The 18,164-nt window shown below is 63.1% G+C and carries 19 protein-coding genes and 1 pseudogene; 4 read left to right on the forward strand and 16 right to left on the reverse strand.

Annotated elements, in window-relative coordinates; genetic code table 11:
* Positions 1-157: 157 nt before the first annotated feature.
* The 8 genes from BRAS3843_RS20255 to BRAS3843_RS20290 form a co-directional block, all read right to left on the reverse strand.
* Positions 158-1,777, reverse strand: coding sequence for a peptide chain release factor 3 (locus tag BRAS3843_RS20255; protein WP_008970881.1), 1,620 nt, complete (start codon positions 1,775-1,777; stop codon positions 158-160).
* A 137-nt stretch (positions 1,778-1,914) separates the two neighbouring features.
* Positions 1,915-2,922, reverse strand: a complete 1,008-nt coding sequence (locus BRAS3843_RS20260) for an inorganic phosphate transporter (RefSeq protein WP_008970882.1) — start codon at positions 2,920-2,922, stop codon at positions 1,915-1,917.
* Between the two features lie 11 nt (positions 2,923-2,933).
* Entirely contained in the window at positions 2,934-3,578 is a 645-nt protein-coding gene (locus BRAS3843_RS20265) for a DUF47 domain-containing protein (RefSeq protein WP_008970883.1), read from the reverse strand.
* 143 nt (positions 3,579-3,721) lie between these two features.
* Positions 3,722-4,690 (reverse strand): branched-chain amino acid ABC transporter permease, encoded by a 969-nt coding sequence (locus BRAS3843_RS20270; RefSeq protein WP_008970884.1) that lies wholly within the window; start codon positions 4,688-4,690, stop codon positions 3,722-3,724.
* A 1-nt stretch (position 4,691) separates the two neighbouring features.
* Positions 4,692-5,555: a branched-chain amino acid ABC transporter permease gene (locus tag BRAS3843_RS20275; protein WP_008970885.1), complete on the reverse strand. Its 864-nt coding sequence runs from the start codon at positions 5,553-5,555 to the stop codon at positions 4,692-4,694.
* Positions 5,556-5,631: 76 nt separating this feature from the next.
* On the reverse strand, positions 5,632-6,858 hold the full coding sequence (locus BRAS3843_RS20280) for an ABC transporter substrate-binding protein (RefSeq protein WP_008970886.1): 1,227 nt from the start codon (positions 6,856-6,858) through the stop codon (positions 5,632-5,634).
* 48 nt (positions 6,859-6,906) lie between these two features.
* Entirely contained in the window at positions 6,907-7,653 is a 747-nt protein-coding gene (locus BRAS3843_RS20285; protein WP_008970887.1) for an ABC transporter ATP-binding protein, read from the reverse strand.
* Positions 7,646-8,401: an ABC transporter ATP-binding protein gene (locus BRAS3843_RS20290; protein WP_035982284.1), complete on the reverse strand. Its 756-nt coding sequence runs from the start codon at positions 8,399-8,401 to the stop codon at positions 7,646-7,648. The genes BRAS3843_RS20285 and BRAS3843_RS20290 overlap by 8 nt, the downstream gene beginning before the upstream one ends.
* A 525-nt stretch (positions 8,402-8,926) precedes the next feature.
* Between BRAS3843_RS20290 and BRAS3843_RS20295 the strand changes: the two genes are divergently transcribed.
* Positions 8,927-9,439, forward strand: a complete 513-nt coding sequence (locus BRAS3843_RS20295) for a hypothetical protein (protein WP_139024930.1) — start codon at positions 8,927-8,929, stop codon at positions 9,437-9,439.
* Positions 9,440-9,463: 24 nt separating this feature from the next.
* On the opposite strand, the gene BRAS3843_RS20300 is transcribed toward BRAS3843_RS20295, so the two are convergent.
* Positions 9,464-9,817 (reverse strand): ArsC family reductase, encoded by a 354-nt coding sequence (locus BRAS3843_RS20300; protein WP_008970891.1) that lies wholly within the window; start codon positions 9,815-9,817, stop codon positions 9,464-9,466.
* Between the two features lie 219 nt (positions 9,818-10,036).
* Here BRAS3843_RS20300 and BRAS3843_RS20305 point away from each other — a divergent pair, with 219 nt between their 5' ends.
* Entirely contained in the window at positions 10,037-10,237 is a 201-nt protein-coding gene (locus BRAS3843_RS20305) for a hypothetical protein (RefSeq protein ID WP_008970892.1), read from the forward strand.
* A 74-nt stretch (positions 10,238-10,311) separates the two neighbouring features.
* Here BRAS3843_RS20305 and BRAS3843_RS20310 read toward each other — a convergent pair whose 3' ends face one another.
* From BRAS3843_RS20310 to BRAS3843_RS20340, 7 genes are all read right to left on the reverse strand, one after another.
* The gene (locus BRAS3843_RS20310) at positions 10,312-10,902 is read right to left on the reverse strand and encodes a hypothetical protein (protein ID WP_008970893.1); all 591 of its coding nucleotides are present in this window, start codon (positions 10,900-10,902) and stop codon (positions 10,312-10,314) included.
* Between the two features lie 130 nt (positions 10,903-11,032).
* The gene (locus tag BRAS3843_RS20315) at positions 11,033-12,010 is read right to left on the reverse strand and encodes an oxygenase MpaB family protein (RefSeq protein WP_008970894.1); all 978 of its coding nucleotides are present in this window, start codon (positions 12,008-12,010) and stop codon (positions 11,033-11,035) included.
* Positions 12,007-12,711: a glutathione S-transferase N-terminal domain-containing protein gene (locus BRAS3843_RS20320; RefSeq protein ID WP_008970895.1), complete on the reverse strand. Its 705-nt coding sequence runs from the start codon at positions 12,709-12,711 to the stop codon at positions 12,007-12,009. Before BRAS3843_RS20320 ends, BRAS3843_RS20315 begins: the two co-directional genes overlap by 4 nt.
* 540 nt (positions 12,712-13,251) lie before the next feature.
* On the reverse strand, positions 13,252-13,479 hold the full coding sequence (locus BRAS3843_RS20325) for a hypothetical protein (RefSeq protein ID WP_008970897.1): 228 nt from the start codon (positions 13,477-13,479) through the stop codon (positions 13,252-13,254).
* A gap of 77 nt (positions 13,480-13,556) precedes the next feature.
* Positions 13,557-14,639, reverse strand: coding sequence for a nitroreductase family protein (locus tag BRAS3843_RS20330; protein ID WP_008970898.1), 1,083 nt, complete (start codon positions 14,637-14,639; stop codon positions 13,557-13,559).
* 278 nt (positions 14,640-14,917) lie between these two features.
* Positions 14,918-15,268 (reverse strand): Lin0512 family protein, encoded by a 351-nt coding sequence (locus BRAS3843_RS20335; RefSeq protein WP_008970899.1) that lies wholly within the window; start codon positions 15,266-15,268, stop codon positions 14,918-14,920.
* 21 nt (positions 15,269-15,289) lie between these two features.
* Positions 15,290-16,507, reverse strand: coding sequence for an MFS transporter (locus BRAS3843_RS20340; protein ID WP_008970900.1), 1,218 nt, complete (start codon positions 16,505-16,507; stop codon positions 15,290-15,292).
* Positions 16,508-16,614: 107 nt separating this feature from the next.
* On the opposite strand from BRAS3843_RS20340, the gene BRAS3843_RS20345 reads away from it, so the two are divergent.
* Positions 16,615-17,514: a LysR family transcriptional regulator gene (locus BRAS3843_RS20345; RefSeq protein ID WP_008970901.1), complete on the forward strand. Its 900-nt coding sequence runs from the start codon at positions 16,615-16,617 to the stop codon at positions 17,512-17,514.
* A 60-nt stretch (positions 17,515-17,574) separates the two neighbouring features.
* Positions 17,575-18,164, forward strand: a pseudogene (locus BRAS3843_RS20350) (3' terminal RNA ribose 2'-O-methyltransferase Hen1); the annotation flags it as partial.

Genomic DNA, 18,164 nt, shown 5'->3' on the forward strand with positions numbered 1-18,164 from the left:
AATCCATCGGGAGGCGGAACAAGAGGCAAGATGGTTTCCGGGCTCATCGCTTCGCGATGCCCCGGAATGACGAGAGGAAAGAGCTCCTAGCGATTGTTAGAGCGCTATCTCTGCAAGGCAGAGGATTGCTTCGGAGCTCACGTTCGCAATGACTAGCTTACGCCTTCTTCTTCACGTCCTTGACGTTGGAGAAGGTGATGCCCTCGGCGCGCTCCTTGGTGTAGCCGAGATAGAACTCGTTCTTGGCCAAAAACACCGGATCGCCGTCGACATCGTCGGCAACACCGGAGCCGTTGGCGGCGATGAATGCCTCCAGCTTCTTCCTGTCGTCGGAGGAGATCCAGCGCGCGAGCGAAAATTCGGACACCTCGAATTCGACCGGCAGCGAATATTCGGCATCGAGCCGCGCCTTCAAGACATCAAGCTGCAGCGGACCGACCACGCCGACCAGGGCCGGCGCGCCATCGCGCGGCCGGAACACCTGCACGACGCCCTCTTCCGACATCTGCTGCAAGGCTTCCTTCAGCTTCTTGGCCTTCATCGCGTCGGTGAGCCTGACACGGCGGACGATTTCCGGCGCAAAGCTCGGGACGCCGACGAAGGTCAGCTCCTCGCCCTCTGTCAGCGTGTCGCCGATCCGCAACGAGCCGTGATTGGGAATGCCGACCACGTCGCCGGCGAAGGCCTCATCGGCAACCGAGCGATCCTGGGCGAAGAAGAATTGCGGGCTCGACAGCGGCATGGTCTTGCCGGTGCGCACCAGCTTCGCCTTCATGCCGCGGTTCAGCTTGCCGGAGCACAGCCGCGCAAAGGCGATGCGGTCGCGATGGTTCGGGTCCATGTTCGCTTGGATCTTGAACACGAACGCGCTCATGCGCGGCTCGGCGGCATCGACCTTGCGCAGGTTGGAATCCTGGGCCCGCGGCGACGGCGCATAGCGGCCGAGACCCTCCAAGAGATCGCCGACACCGAAATTGCGTAGCGCGCTTCCGAAATAGACCGGTGTCAGATGGCCCTCGCGGAACGCGTCGAGCTCGAACGGCTTGCAGGCTTCCCTCACCAGCTCGAGCTCGTCCCTGATCTGGCCGATGTCGAGATTGGCGTTGATCTTGGCGAGCTCCGAGATCTCGATCTGCTGCGCCGCGCCGGTCTTGGCACCACCGCCTTCGAGCAGGCGCACGCCGCCGTCGCGGATGTCATAGGTGCCGACGAAGTCGCGGCCGCGGCCCACCGGCCAGGTCATCGGGGTGGTGTCGAGCGCCAGCGTCTTCTCGATCTCGTCCATGAGATCGAAGGTGTCGCGGCTCTCGCGATCCATCTTGTTGATGAAGGTGATGATCGGGATGTCACGCAGGCGGCAGACCTCGAACAGCTTGCGCGTGCGAGCCTCGATGCCCTTGGCGGCGTCGATCACCATGACCGCGGAGTCGACTGCGGTCAGCGTCCGATAGGTGTCTTCCGAAAAGTCCTCGTGGCCCGGCGTATCCAACAGGTTGAAGACGAGCCCCTCGAACTCGAAGGTCATCACCGAGGTGACCACGGAGATGCCGCGCTCGCGCTCGATCTTCATCCAGTCCGAGCGGGTGTTGCGGCGCTCGCCCTTGGCCTTGACCTGCCCGGCCAGGTTGATGGCGCCGCCGAACAGCAGCAGCTTTTCGGTCAGCGTGGTCTTGCCGGCGTCCGGATGCGAGATGATGGCAAAGGTGCGCCGGCGCGCCACCTCGTCGGAGAGCAGCGAGCGGGTCGGGCTTTCGGTCGTGACGGCAATATCGGACATGAGGCGGCGAGCGTCTTTGAGGCGTCGAACGTGATGTGTGACGGGAAAGCGCGCCGGATCACGGCCGCAGCGCACCCCCTCATATAGGGGTTTTGCACCGCAACTCCAACCGGCGAAATGCGGGCCGCCGGCCCGGATCAGTGCCGGAGCGCCGAAACCAGCCAATAGGCCAGCGCCGCGACCAATGCCGAGGCCGGAATCGTGAAGACCCAGGCATAGACGATCGATCCGGCAACGTTCCAGCGAACGGCCGAGGCCCGCCGGGCGGCGCCTACCCCGACGATGGCACCGGTAATGGTGTGAGTGGTCGACACCGGCACGCCGAGCGCGGTTGCCATGAACAGCGTGATCGCGCCCCCGGTCTCGGCGCAGAAGCCCTGCATCGGGGTCAGCTTGGTGATGCGCAGGCCCATCGTGCGCACGATCCGCCATCCGCCCATCAGGGTGCCCAGCGCCATCGCCGCCTGGCACGACAGCACGACCCAGAATGGAACGCCGAAGTCGCCGCCGAGATGCCCCTGCGAATAGAGCAGCACGGCAATGATGCCCATGGTCTTCTGCGCGTCATTGCCGCCATGGCCCAGCGAATAGAGCGAGGCCGAGGCGAATTGCAGGATGCGAAAGGCCCGGTCGACCGCAAAGGGGGTCGAGCGCACCGAGGCCCAGGAGACGATCGCGACCAGGATCATCGCCAGGACCAGCCCGAGCAGCGGCGACAGCACGATCGCAAGCACCGTCTTCGACAGGCCGCTCCAGACGGTGGCCGCCAGCCCCGCCTTGGCCACCCCTGCCCCGACCAGGCCGCCGATCAAGGCATGCGAGCTGGACGACGGAATGCCGGCCGCCCAGGTGATCAGGTTCCAGGCGATGGCGCCGAGCAGCGCGGCGAAGATCACCTGCGCATCGACGATCGAAGGCTCGATGATGCCGGTGCCGACGGTCTGGGCGACATGCAGGCCGAACACCCCGAACGCGATGAAGTTGAAAAAGGCGGCCCAGAACACCGCATATTGCGGCCGCAACACTCTGGTGGAGACGATGGTCGCGATCGAGTTGGCGGCGTCATGCAGACCGTTGAGGAAATCGAAGGCGAGCGCGACCGCGATCAGTCCGACCAGGACCGGAAGAGCCAGAGGAGCATCCATAACGGCCGCCCCTAGACCTGCTCGATCATGATCGAATTGATCTCGTTGGCGACGTCGTCGAAGCGGTCGGCGACCTTCTCGAGATGGTCATAGATCTCGGCGCCGATGATGAAATCCATCGTGTTGGCGTGGCGGTGCTTGAGGAACAGCTCCTTCAGGCCGATGTCATGGAGATCGTCGACGCGTCCCTCGAGCTTGGTCATCTCTTCAGTGATCGCGGTGATCATCGGCACGTTATGGCCGATCGCCTGCAACAACGGCAGGGCCTTGTTGATCAGATTGGCGCATTCGATGAGAAGCACGCCCATCTCGCGCATGGTCGGCTCGAATTCCTTGACCTCGAACATCATGACCGCCTTTGCGGTCTGCTGCATCTGGTCGATGGCGTCGTCCATCGAGGTGATCAGGCTCTTGATGTCGCCGCGATCGAACGGCGTGATGAAGGTGCGGCGAACGGCGGTCAGCACCTCGCGCGTGATGTTGTCGGCCTCGTTCTCGAACTGGCTGACGCGTTGGCAATGGGTCAGGACGTCATCGCCGCCCTTCAGCATGTCTTGCAGCGCCAGCGCGCCCTGGATGACCACCTTGTTGTGGCGGGCGAACAGATCGAAAAAGCGCTCCTCCTTGGGGAGGACGGCGCGAAACCAGTGCAGCATGGGACGAGGTCCATAGGTTCTGGAACGAGCCAAGGCCGACCCGTCACAAAACTGTCATATCCCGGATCGCGCGCCAGCAGAAGCGGCGACCGGATCATCCACCGCTTTATAAGAACAGCATAAAATCTATGTAGATCAACGGTCTACAGGGACCGCTTGAACAGATGGGCAATCTCGCCAACCACGCCGCGGCGGAAGGTCAGCACGCAAGCGACGAAGATCCCGCCCTGGATCACAGTCACCCACTGACCGAAGCCCGCCAGATATTGCTGCATGGCGATGATCACGAAGGCGCCGACCACGGGGCCGAACACGGTGCCGAGTCCCCCGACCAGGGTCATCAGCACGATCTCGCCCGACATCGACCAGTGCACGTCGGTCAGCGAGGCGTTCTGCGCCACGAAGACCTTCAGCGCGCCGGCGAAGCCGGCCAGCGTCCCCGACAGAATGAAGGCGAGCAGCTTGTACTGGTCGGTCTTGTAGCCGAGCGAGATCGCCCGCTGCTCGTTCTCGCGGATCGACTTCAGCACCTCGCCAAACGGCGAATTGATGGTGCGATAGATCAGGAGGAAGCCGGCCAGGAATCCGACCAGCACGACGTAATAGAGAACGGTCGGCTTGGAGAGATCGAGAAAGCCGAACAGGTGTCCCTGCGGGATGCCCTGAATGCCGTCCTCGCCATGCGTGAACGGCGTCTGTAGATAGATGAAGTAGAGCAGCTGCGACAGCGCCAAGGTGATCATGGAGAAATAGATGCCCTGGCGTCGGATCGAGATGTAGCCGGTGATGATGCTGAGCGCGCAGGCGCCGAGGACGCCGACGATGATGCCGAGCTCAGGCGACAGGCCCCACACTTTCAGCGCGTGCGCGCTGCAATAGCCGGCGGTGCCCAGAAACATCGCGTGGCCGAACGACAGCAGACCGCCATAGCCGATCAGCAGATTGAAGGCGCAGGCGAGCAGCGCAAAGCACAGCGCCTGCATCACGAAAAACGGATAGAGGCCCGTCCACGGCACGATCGCGAGCAGCGCCGCCATGATGACGAAGACGATCATCTCGTCGCGCATGGCGCGCGGGGTGATCGGCAAAGTCGTGTCGGTGATCGATGTCATGTCAGGCCGCCCGTCCGGTCAGACCCGTCGGCTTCACCAGGAGCACCAGGACCATCAGCACGAAGACCACGGTGTTGGAAGCCTCGGGATAGAAATATTTGGTCAGGCCTTCGATCACGCCGAGCGCGAAGCCGGTGATGATCGAGCCCATGATCGAGCCCATGCCGCCGATCACGACCACCGCGAACACGACGATGATGAGGTCGGCACCCATCAGCGGCCGGACCTGGTTGATCGGCGCCGAGAGCACGCCGGCGAGCGCGGCCAAGCCGACGCCCAGTCCATAGGTCAGCGTGATCATGCGCGGCACGTTGATGCCGAAGGCGCGCACAAGGGTGGGATTTTCGGTAGCGGCGCGCAAGTAGGCGCCCAGCCGGGTCCGCTCGATCAGGAACCAAGTGGCAAGGCAGATGACCAGCGAGAAGATCACGACCCAACCGCGATAGACGGGCAGGAACATGAAACCGAGATTCATGCCGCCGCGCAGCTGCTCGGGGATTGCGTAAGGCAGGCCGGAAGAACCGAAATAATTCTGGAACACGCCCTGCACGATCAGCGCAATGCCGAAAGTGAGCAGCAGGCCATAAAGATGGTCGAGCCCGGTGAGCCACTGCAGCAGCGTCCGCTCCAGGATCATGCCGAAGATGCCGACCGCGATCGGGGCAAGAAGCAGCGCCCACCAATAGCCGAGGCCGGCGATGTTCAGAAGAAAATAGGCGCAGAACGCGCCCATCATGTAGAGCGCGCCATGGGCAAAGTTGATGATGTTGAGCATGCCGAAGATGACGGCAAGCCCAAGACTGAGCAGCGCGTAGAACGAGCCGTTGATCAGTCCGACCAGAAGCTGAGCGTAGAGGGCTTGCATCGTCGTGTTCTGCGTTGTCTCGGCGTTTCCTTAAGGACAAGATCCGGCGGCACATCGCCGCCGGATCGCGGGCAGCTTACTTCTTCAGGAGCGAACAGCTGCTCTTGTCGAGCGGCGTGAAGGCCTGGTCACCGGGGACCGAGCCAACCAGCTTGTAGAGGTCCCACGGCGACTTCGACTCGGAAGGCTTCTTGACCTCGAACAGATAGGCGGTGTGGATGGTGCGGCCGTTCGGCTGGATCTCGCCCTTGCCGAACAGCGGATCGTCGGTCGGGATCGACTTCATCTTCTCCACGACCTTGACGCCGTCATGCGGGTTCTCGCCGAGCGCGTCCAGCGCCTTGAAGTAATGCATGAGACCCGCATAGACGCCAGCCTGCACCATGGTCGGCGGCGCGCCGTTCTTCATCCGCTTGGCAAAGCGGTCGGAGAAGGCGCGGGTCTGGTCGTTCATGTCCCAGTAGAAGGTCTCGGTGAAGTTGAGCCCTTGCGCGATATCGAGTCCGATCGATTTGACGTCGGTGATGAACAGCAAAAGCGCGGCGAGCTTCTGGCCGCTCTTGGTGATGCCGAACTCGGCCGCCTGCTTGATCGAGTTGGTGGTGTCGCCGCCGGCATTGGCCAGACCGATGACCTTCGCACCGGACGACTGCGCCTGCAGCAGGAAGGAGGAGAAATCGGAGGTGTTGAGCGGATGCTTGACGCCGCCGACCACCTTGCCGCCATTGGCAAGAACCACCGCCGTGGTGTCGCGCTCCAGCGCCGCGCCGAACGCGTAATCCGCGGTGAGGAAGAACCAGCTAGTGCCGCCCGCCTTCACCAGCGCCTGGCCCGTGGTATGCGCCAGCATGTAGGTGTCGTAGGTCCAGTGCACGGTGTTCGGTGAGCACTGCGCATTGGTGAGGTCGGAGGTGGCCGCGCCGGAATTGATGTAGACGCCGTTCTTTTCCTTCACGACATTGTTGACCGCGAGCGCCACACCGGAATTCGGCACGTCGACGACGGCATCGACCTTCTCGACGTCGAACCACTGCCGCGCAATCGAGGTGCCGATATCGGGCTTGTTCTGATGATCGCCGGAGATCACGTCGATCTTCCAGCCTTTGCCCACGAGGCCGGAGTCCTCGACCGCCATCTGCGCGGCCAAGGTCGAGCCCGGCCCGCCGAGATCGGAATAAAGTCCGGATTGGTCGGAGAGTGCGCCGATCTTGACCGTCTTATCGCCTGCGAATGCCGCACCGCTGACGCCGAGACCGAGCGCCGTGCCCAGCAATAATGACGTGATGAACTTGTTGGTCTTCATATGCTCTCTTCCCGTGACGTTTCTTAAAGTAAGGATGCTCGGCCGCCGTCAGACGCCGAGATAGCTATGCAGCTTGTCCATATTGGCCGGCAGCTCGGCATTGGAAAATCCGTCGATCACCTTGCCGTGCTCGACGACATAATAACGATCGGCCACCGTGGAGGCGAAACGGAAATTCTGCTCGACGAGCAGAATGGTGAACCCCTCCTTTTTCAGCCGCGCGATGGTGTGGCCGATCTGCTGAATGATGACCGGAGCGAGGCCTTCGGTCGGTTCATCCAGCATCAGCAAGCTGGCGCCCGTGCGCAGAATGCGCGCGATCGCCAGCATCTGCTGCTCGCCACCGGAGAGCTTGGTGCCTTGGCTCTTCAGGCGCTCCTTCAGATTTGGGAACAGCTCGAAGATCTGGTCGAGCGAAAGCCCGCCGGCGCGCACCACCGGCGGCAGCAGCAGGTTCTCGCGCACGTCGAGGCTGGCAAAAATGCCGCGTTCTTCGGGGCACAAAGCGATGCCGAGCCGCGCGATCCTGTCCGACGTCATGCGGATCAGCTCACGCTCGTTGAAGCGCACCGAGCCGGTGCGCTTGCCCAGGATGCCCATGATCGACTTCAATGTCGTGGTCTTGCCGGCGCCATTGCGGCCGAGCAGCGTGACCACCTCGCCGGCATTCACGTTGAAGTTCATGCCGTGGAGGATGTGAGATTCGCCGTACCAGGCTTCGAGATTCTTGACCTCGAGGATAGTGTGGGTCGCAGCTGTCCCCGCCTGCCGGGTCGCCATCATCACCTCAGGCATGACCGGCTCCCAGATAGGCTTCCTTGACCCGCTCGTCCTTGGAAAGTTCGGCGTACGGACCTTCAGTCAATACCTGGCCGCGCGTCAGCACGGTGATGATGTCGGAGAGATTGGCGACGACGCTCAAGTTATGCTCAACCATCAGGATGGTGTATTTGGCCGAGATCCGCTTGATCAGGGCGGCGATCTTGTCGATGTCCTCGTGCCCCATGCCGGCCATCGGCTCGTCCAGCAGCATCATTTCGGGATCGAGCGCCAGTGTGGTCGCAATCTCCAGCGCACGCTTGCGTCCATAGGGCATCTCGACTGCCGGCGTGTTGGCGAACTCGCTCAAGCCCACATCGTTCAGAAGCTCGAGCGCCCGGCCGTTGAAGCGGTTCAGCACCGTCTTGGAGCGCCAGAAGTCGAAGGAACTGCCATGCTGGCGCTGCAGCGCGACCCGCACATTCTCCAGCGCGGTCAGGTGCGGAAAGACGGCCGAGATCTGGAACGACCGAACCAGCCCGAGACGCGCGACATCCGCCGGCGCCATCGCGGTAATATCCTGCCCCTTATAGAGGATCTTGCCCGCTGAGGGCCGCAGGAACTTGGTCAGGAGATTGAAACAGGTGGTCTTGCCAGCGCCATTCGGGCCGATCAGCGCGTGAATGCTGCCGCGGCGGACTTTGAGCGAGACGTCGCGTACGGCAAAGAATCCCGCGAATTCCTTGGTCAATCCGTGGGTTTCGAGAATGAACTCATCAGCCAAACAAATTCCCCCCGGCCCCGCGCTCTTGGTGAGCGCTCGGCTCTTATTCGTTCCCGGCAGATCCGATGGATGCCCGGACATTTCCTTTTGGTGTCCTGGACTGCCGCCTCCGAGCGCGGAATATGCCGTCAAACGAGGGAGTTAGGCAAGGCGGAAAGGTGAGCATTCACATCGCCCCCGACCGACGCACATCTCTCGTTGAGCGTGACCAACATTGCGCGCTCCCGGGGAATGTGATCCCGCCACGCTGTCGGCCCAACCGCGACGCGGCCGATGGCCTCCGTAGCATCGATCGCTGAATCATTTTGCCGCACCGATTATTGCGAATCCCGGATTGAAGGATGTATGTGCTCTCGCAATTGCGAGGCCGGAGCCATCTCGAAGCGCCCGAGCCCAACTATCTATTTCAGGCTGCCCGCTATGGAATTCGAAAGTGCCAATCCATCCGTGGTCAAATCGATTAGACAGCGGGTCTTGCTGAACAGCTGGCTACGAGCCTGCCAGAATGAGCGGCCCCTGCCCGGCTTGGACCGCTTTCAGCCCGAGGATATCGCCGACGAACTGCCCGACATGATGGGCTTCGTGGTCGAGTCCTGCGGCGAAAGCTTTCGCTTCTTCATCACGCAGGAAGGCGCACGCCTCACCACGACCTATGGCGGGGAGCATTTGAAGCCGGAGCAGCGGATCAATCGCTATCTCGATGAAGCGCTCGGACCCGCGCGCTACGCCCGCGTGGTGCCGTGCTATCTCGCCTGCGTCAGCCACCGGCGGCCGACCTATTCGATCTCGGTCGTCCAAGACATCGACGGCAAGGAGGTCGCCTTCGAAAGGCTGCTGTTGCCGTTCGGCGGCGACGGGGTCGAGCACATCATCGGCTCCTACAAGTCCATCAGCATCGAGGGCGCCTTCCAAGCCGCCAACCTGATGGGAGCGGATGCACCTTGCGCGCCGGTGCCCGTGATCAGCACCGTCATCAGCCTCGAAACGGCCAGACAGTCCGCGATCCGGGCCGGCGACGAGGTCATCGAGGCGGGTTAGCTCAGCAGATGCGGGGCTGCGCGCTTACGCAGCCTTGACTTCCTTCGCATAGACGTCCGGTTTGAAGCCGACCACAAGCTTGCCTCCGAGATCGAGCACCGGGCGCTTGATCATCGAGGGCTGCGCGAGCATCAATGCCAGCGCCTTGGTCTCGTTGAGGCCCTCCTTGTCGGCCTCCGGCAGCTTGCGAAAGGTGGTGCCGGCCCGGTTGAGCAGCGCCTCCCACCCGAGCTTCTCGCTCCACTGCTTCAACCTGCCCTTGTCGATGCCGACGGTTTTGTAGTCATGAAAATCATATGCAACGCCGTGGGTGTCGAGCCAGGCGCGCGCCTTCTTCATGGTGTCGCAGTTCTTGATTCCGTAAATCGTGATGCTCATTCAACGCGCTCTCAAAATCCAGTGTGCTGCGGCCGGCGCATGCGACATGTTGCGACATCTTGTCCTGGTGCGCAGGCGTGAACTCACCCGCTTTTTGATGCTCGCAAGGTCGCTTGTTCCACGCGTAACATCATGGTCGAGCTTTGCCATGAAACTGTCCGCGGAGCATTACAATTTCTTCGCATCGCCCGCGTATCAGGCCCGCAGCAGGAGGCCGCGATGGGCAAGATCATGGTACGCTGTCCGCAAACCGGGCGGGCCATCGAGACGGGAATGGAAATGGATGCCGCGCGCTTTCAGCGCATGCCGGTGTTCTTCTCGCGTGCCTATTGCCCGCACTGCCGCATCTATCATGAATGGTTCGCAGCCCACGCCTGGGTCGCGGCCAGCCGTCACGGCGAATCGATCGAGGTGGCGTGATCAGCCGCGGGGGCTGTAGCGCCGAATCGGCGTGAGCGCGATTGACGTCACGACCCGTCGTTTGTCGCGCCTGCTCACTCGTCCTTTGGATCGTTCTTCAGCGGCTTGTTCGAATCGCCCGGCATCAGGCAGGGGAACAGCTCCTTGAACCTGAACTCCGTCTCGCCCGCTTTGCGGTCGAAACGCAGCACGGCATCGAAGCGCTTGCCCGACCAATGGGTCGGAAGATCCTGCTTGTTGCTGACAGGAAGCCGCGGAAGAATATCGGAAATGATGGCCTTGTGCTCCCAGGCGACCAGCGCGACGCCCGACAGATTGAGCAGCGCTCCCACGAGCGCAGCCTCCTGACCCTTTCCGAACGAGATATCCGGCTTGGAGAGTCCGACGCGCACAGCGAGCGTTTCCACCGTCTCATAGGGCCGGCGGCTCGGCTCGGATTCCTTGGTGCCGCTGTCGGGATCTGCGGCATAGACCGCCTGGGGCGTGGGATAATCGGTTCCACCAAAGCCGCTGCCGAACAAAGCGGTCCAGGCGCCGGCGCGCTCCCAGCCGCTGATCACCAGCGCCTTGGGGTCTTCCTTGCCCTTGTGCGTGAGCCCCGGTCCGGTCGCATCGCCGTCGGGCTTCTCGGCATGACGGATGATCAGGATGGTCAGAGCGTTCATCGTCCCCTCCCTTCTTGCTGCCGCTGCTTCCGCGCTCGCGACGTTCGGCTGTTGGATGCTCACGGGACGTCAACGAGCCAGACCGCCAGCTTATGAAATTCAATCCCAGGCTGTAAATGGCCGCGAGATCTCAGTTTGGCGCGGACCGATGGCGGCTCCGGCCGGATGCGGGGGTCATGACGGGCTGGCCGATCCAGGCGCGATTGAGCAGCCGCGTGGCGAGCGGTGGCACCGGCTCACCGTTGATTCGCGCCTGCGCCTCCTGGTACGGCCCGACGGTCCGCAGGCGATCGGGCAGTGCGGGATAGATGCGCCGCAGCCAGCGCACTGCACGCTCCGCACTGCGCTGCTCCGCCGCGCCGAACGGCAGATCGAAGGCCACGCGCAGCCGCTCCGGCAGGATCTGCGCGGTCAGCGCGCGATACCAGAATGGGATAGCGAAACTTGTCGCTCGACCGGAGAAGATGCGATGGGCGATGTCGCGCGCGGCTAACGTGACGGTAAGAACATCGGACTCGACCATCCCGGCGGCATAGGCCTGAAACGCGCACCAGTCCGGCGGCAGCGTGCCTTGCGGAATGCCGAACAGGCTCGCAAGCAGCTTCTCCTCAGTCCAATAGCGCTCCCTCTCCGCGTCGTGTAGCGGCGGCAGGACCAAATCATGCGCCATGATGGCCGTCTCCACCAAGGTGGCATGAACCCAGCGCAACGCATTCACTTCGTTGGCACAATAATGCGAACCTTGGACAAATGGCCCGGCCGTCTCGGGCATCTCGCCAGCCACCGCGGCGTGACGCCGGTACAAGCGTTGCGCCACCGCGATGGCCTGATCGCGGGTGCCGAATGCCATCGTGAAAACGATGTTGAAGGTGCGATGGAAACGCCCAAGCGGATCGGCAAACACGTTCGACTGGTCAGAGATTCCAGCAGCCACCCAGGGATGGGCAAGCTGCAACAGCAGCGCGCGCCCGGCCCCGAGAAAGATCGCAGCCTCCCGGTTGACCTGCCAGGTCGCGCTATCAGGTCCGAATATACCGCCGCCCGACGCCGCAGGCACAGCGCGCACCGCATCCAGGCAACGCTCGAACTCGGTTTCGGAGACGATCACGGCCGCTTCGGGATCTCCAGCCCGCGCTGGACTGCCGGCCGCGCCAGCCCTCGCTCCAGCCAAGCCGGCACGTGCTTCAGATCGTCGAAGGCAACGAGCTCGCGCGCGCCATAGAAGCCGATGAGATTGCGAACCCATCCGAGCGAGGCGATATCTGCGATCGTATACTCATCGTCCATGATCCATTGCCGGCCGGCGAGCTGGCCTTCGAGCACGCCGAGCAGGCGTTTGCTCTCGGCGACATAGCGCTCCAGCGGCCGCTTGTCGGCGATCTCCTTGCCGGCGAATTTATGGAAAAAGCCGAGCTGGCCGAACATCGGCCCGATGCCGCCGATCTGGAAATGGACCCACTGCAGCGTGTGCCAGCGCCGCGCCGGATCGGACGGCAGCAGCTTGCCGGTCTTCTCGGCCAGATAGTGCAGGATCGCCCCGGACTCGAACAGGCCGAGCGGCTTGCGACCGAGACCATCGGGATCGATGATCGCCGGGATCTTGCCGTTCGGATTGAGCGACAGGAATTCCGGCGTCTTCTGGTCGTCCTTGCCGAAATCGATCGTGTGCGGCTCGTACGCGATGCCGGTCTCCTCGAGCATGATCGAAACCTTCACCCCGTTCGGGGTGGGCAGCGAATAGAGCTGCAGGCGGTCCGGATGCTGCGCCGGCCAGCGCCTGGTGATGGGAAAGCTGGAGAGATCGGCCATCTTCTGTCGCTCGCGCAAATGGATCAACGTTCAATCTATGACGCGGGACGCAACGGACAAGGCCACCATGTTCGGAACGGAACAACTACAAAGCGAGTTATGGCGTTAGGACAGGAGGAAGAGCCATGCCAAGCCCGACTTATGAGCTGATCGTAAAGGCCATGGCCGAGCGCAAACAGGTGCTCTGCATATACAACGGTTTTGCGCGCGGTGTGCCCGATCATCCTCGGTCACAAACTGCGTCAGGAGCGGACGCTGGCTTTTCAGTTCGCAGGGGGCGCCAGTAAAGGTCTGCCCCCTGGAGGCGAATGGAAGTGCCTGGAGCTGGCTAAGATGAGCCACGTGGAGCTTCGCAGCGGCCGATGGCACTCCGGCAAACGTCACCGCAAGCCGCAACACTGCATTGACAACGTCGACGTCGATATGAACCCGGACAGCCCCTACGAACCCAAGCGCCCACTTAAGCCCAAGCTCAAACCCGTACGACCGCGAAGGCGACCGCGCAGGCGGCCCGCGAAATCGCGGCGGCCCTAACGAATCCTATTGCGGCTCTCGCGCACGCACACGCAGGAGCGCCGGGATTTTCGAGGTGGCCTCGTACTGCTTGAGCTTTGCGACGATCCAGCCCGTGCCCGCGATCGCGCCCTGCTTTGCCAGCACCTTCATGCCGCGGAAGCTGAAATCGATCACCACCTCATGATAGCGCATCCCCTTGCCGCCCTTGACCAAGCCAAGGTCGCGCACAAGGCAATAATGCCCATCGCTCATCCGCGCCAATCGCGTGTTCTCGAACATGGGCACACCATGCATCGCGTCGCCGATCCGTCAATCTTGACAGGAACGACTCATGAACCCAGCACTTCAGCGACCGGGCGGCGCGGTGCATAAGGCAGCGTCGGGCCGTAGCCGAAGCGCAGCACCAGATCCGGGCGCTTGGTTGTGCCAATAAGCCTCGCAAGCTCCGGCCGCAAGTCGGCAATTTCGACCGGCTGGTTGATGAAGGCGAGCTTCAACCCAAGCCGGGTCGCTTCGAGCGCAAAGCGCTGGCAGGCCTGTCCCACTTTGATCCAGTGCAGCGGATCGGCCTGGTCGCCGACGAAGACCGCAATGCCGGCCGAGGACGCGATCTGGCGCGCATATTTGTCGTTCTCCGAGCCAGCACTGACGACATAATCGAAGGCGATGCGGCCAAGCGCCGTCGGCAGAGACGGATTGCCGCTCGCCGCCGAGAACAGCCCGTCGCCGGTCTCCATCGCGCTGCGCGGATTGAATCGCACCCACTGCTTGAGCTCGCGCATGAAGGCAGGATCGGCCATCTGTGCGGAATTGCCGGCCACGACGAGTTCGCCGATTGTCGCCATCTCCGCGCGTGCGGTGACAATCACAAGATTGACGCCGGGCGCGGCGCCTGCGGTTTGTAGTCGGGTGACGTCTGCAGTCGAGATTGCGCGGCCATCATACTCCGCACGCGTGGATTGGCGCTTGGTTATTGCTTCGAGCAACGGCTCGGTCCGCGGCTGATTGGTTGTGAAGGTGTAACGCACCTCCGCGCCGTCGGCGGTCAGGACTAATTCGCCGGGCCGCCCGCTCGCGGATGCAGCGATGGCAAGATTGGCTGCGGCGCAGCCGAGGCTGACAAAGACATGATGATCGTCCGGATCGACAACCGGCGTGCGCCGCGCAAAATCCGGCAGGACCTCGATCGCATCGCTCGTCACCCGAAAGCGCCACGGTTGCGTGTTGTGGCTGTTGGGAGCGAGCGTGGCATAGCGGATCACATCGGCGATGTCAGGCGTGAGCGCGGCGCGAAGTCGCGCAGAATAGGCTTCGTAGTCCGCCATCGAGCCGGTTGCACCGCGCCAGGCGGCGACACCTGTGCCGGCAGCGATCAGAGTGCCGGCGCCTATGAGCAAAGTTCGTCGGTTCATGCGGTGTCGCGCTGAAGATGAAAACCGACGCAAATTCTGCGTCGGCTATGCCGCCGGTGTGTTGCCGCAGATCAAATACTTCCGCATGTCTAGATCTTTACGTTCGGCAAAGCTCGAATGCGCGATGCGACTCCCAAGGCGGTAACGGTCCGGATTGCGGCTTCGGAAGCGACCCGGCATCGATAAAATGAGACCCGGACGCGCACGCCGCGCCCGGGCTTTTCTTGTTCATGGAGAAACGCTTTGGTGTCCTGCTCAGATGCCGAGTGACGCCAGAGCTAACCGCCCTTCTCATCATCCAGGCTGACCAGCACCGCGGCATTGGCGATGATGATGGCGTCGACGCCCTGCTCGGCGGGAATCTCCAGCCCGCCTTTCACCGCGGTGACCTTCACCGTGCCATAGGGCAGCTCCTTGGCCACCGCATCGGTGTCGACACTTTCCGGATTCGGCACCGCGATGGTGACGTCGACGAACATGTCGTGCGGCGTCTTGCCTAGCAGGCGGAAGAAGCCCAGGCTTGAATGACGGATCGCGTCTGACACCGCCCGCTTCGCCGCCTTGGTGGCGTCGCGTCCATGCACGTCGACGCCCATGCCCATTTCGGTGATACAGCGCACGCGTGCCATCGACGTCTCCTCAAGGCCGGTTCATTCCGCGGGAACTGCCGCGATGCTCTGACGCGCGCGATAGTCCAGCGCCTTCACGGCGAGCGCGACCACGACGAGCGCTCCGCCAAGCAAGGCGACACCGTTCCAATGATGCGTGGTCCAGACCAGCGTTGCAACCGCCGAACCGAGAGCGCCGCCCAGGAACATGCCGGTCATGAAGACCGTGTTGAGCCGGCTACGCGCCGCCGGATCGAGCGCAAAGATGATGTGCTGATGGGAAATCAGCGCACTCTGAATGCCGAGATCGAGCAGCACGACGCCCAGCGCCAAGGCGGCGAGCGTCGCCGACAGGCCGAAAATGACCCACGCCACCAGCACCAACGCGGCCCCGAGCCAGATCATCACATGCGGGCCGCGTCGATCCGCCGCCTTGCCGGCGAACGGCGCAGCGAGAACGCCGACCGCGCCGACAACTCCGAACAGCCCGGCGACATCGGCACCAAGATGGAATTGGGGTCCTTGCAGGTAGAGCGCGAGGATGGTCCAGAACGCGCTGAACGAACCGAACAGCGCCGCTTGCGCCAGTGTCGCCATGCGCAGTGAGGGCTGCTGCGTCCACAGCGTCGCGAGCGACCGCAGCGCGGTGTGATAGCGCATCCGCGACGCGGCCTCATGATCCGGCAGCGCGCCGGCCATCAGCAGCGCCGCACCCAGCGCGAGCGGCACGCCGAGCCAGAACATATCGCGCCATCCGGCATGCTCGCCGACGAAGCCCGACAAAGTACGGCTGAACAGGATGCCGAGCAGAAGGCCGGACATCACCGTGCCGATGGTGGCGCCACGCCGCTGGGGAGATGCCAGCGACGCCGCGAACGGCACGATTTGCTGTGCGACCGTGGCGCTGGCGCCGGTCAGCAGCGAGGCGACCGCCAGCCAGATCGCAGACGGCGCGACCGCCGTTGCGGCCAGCGCTGCGGCAAGCACGATGAACTGGCTGATGATCAGCCGGCGGCGCCGGTGGATGTCGCCGAGCGGCAGCAGAAAGAACAGGCCCAGCGCATAGCCGAGCTGCGTGGCGGTTGGGACATAGCCCGCGGCGGCCTGGTCGTGGAAATCGCGCTCGATCAGCCCGAGCATCGGCTGGTTGTAATAGATATTGGCGACGGCAATCCCCGTTGCAGCCGCCATGGCCAGCAGCGTTCCCCGCCCGATCCCGCCCGCGGCACCGGCCGGCTGCCCTGTTTCAACTGCTTCCATGTCGCGAATCCCTTCCTGCTGCAACGCAATAGCAGGAAAGCTAGTTTCATATCGATATTCGTTTTAGATGGCTCAGTTGCTTCTCCTGTATAACGATATCAGATACAATGAACACTGAGGATGTGGCAGTTTTCACGGCAGCGGTTAGTGCGGGCACCCTGGCTGCTGCGGCGCGGCGGCTCGGGATCGCACCCATGGAGGCCTCCCGCCGGCTGGCCAATCTCGAGACGACCTTGGGTGCGCGATTGCTGCATCGCACAACCCGCTCGCTGTCCCTGACTTCCGATGGCGAGGCCTTTCTGCCCTATGCGCAGAACCTGCTCGAGAGCGAGCAGGAAGCGCGGGCAGTGTTGCGGGCCGATACCGGCGAGGCCAGCGGGCTCTTGCGCGTCTCGGCGTCGGTTGCGTTCGGCATCAAGTTCGTCGCACCGCTGGTGCCGAGGCTGCTCGCGCGCCATCCGGAGCTCCGGCTCTCGCTCGACCTCACCGACGCCATGCCGGACCTGGTCGCGACCGGCACGGATTTGGCAATCCGCATTGCCAGACTGCGCGACAGCAGCCTGATCGCGCAGAAGCTCGCGGACGGTCCGCGCGTGCTGGTGGCAAGCCGCGATTATCTTGCGCAGCACGGCACCCCGACATCGACGGACGAGCTCGTCGATCACATCTGCCTGCCGCTCACGGGACGAACGCACTGGACCTTCACTGCCCACGGCAAGGAAAAACAGGTGCGTCTCAGCACCCGCTTCTACGCGAGCACAGCGGAGGGCTGCCATGCCGCCTGCCGCGCCGGCGCCGGCATCGCCCTGCTGGCGCACTGGAACGTTGCGGACGAGCTGCGCAGCGGCCGGCTCATCCCGATCGAGCTCAAGGATGCCGCACCGGAATCGTTCACCATCTGGGCGGTCTATCCGAGCACACGGCTGCTGCCACACAAGGTGCGCGTCTTCATTGCCGAGTTGCGTCACGCGCTGGCGGAGGCCGGATTGGCGGGCGTGACTGCATGAGGTTCGCGTTCGACGCGATAGAGCACTGGATAGCCGTGTAGTGATCCGCTATCTGACAGCATGTTCCTGTCCATCGCCACCACCCACCAACCCGCCACCGATCTCGGATTTCTGCTGAACAAGCATCCCGATCGGCTGCACGAGCTCGAGCTTACCTATGGTAGACTCTGGATCTTCTATCCCGAGGCAAGCGAGACCCGCTGCGAGGCAGTCCTGGCGCTTGACGTCGACCCGGTCGGCCTGGTCAGAGGAAAAGGGCAAGGCAACGGCCTGCTTGACCAATATGTCAATGACCGCCCCTATGCCGCCTCGTCGTTCCTGTCGGTGGCGCTGAATAAGGCGCTCCGGACAGCGATGAACGGGGTCAGCAGCGCGCGGCAGGATCTTGCGGACAGCGCCATTGCATTGGAGGCGGTGGTGACGCCACTTCCTATCCGCGGCGGCGAAGCCGTGCTCCGCCAGTTGTTCGAACCGCTCGGATGGCAGGTGAGGATTGCCCCGGTCAGCGGCCCGCAAGGCGATCCCGCCAGCCGCTACGCGCAACTGACTCTACGCGGCACCGCGCGGCTGAGCGCGCTGCTCAATCATCTCTATGTACTCATTCCGGTGATGGACGACGCCAAGCACTATTGGGTGGGAGAGGACGAGAT

Source organism: Bradyrhizobium sp. STM 3843 (assembly GCF_000239815.1).
Lineage (GTDB): Bacteria > Pseudomonadota > Alphaproteobacteria > Rhizobiales > Xanthobacteraceae > Bradyrhizobium.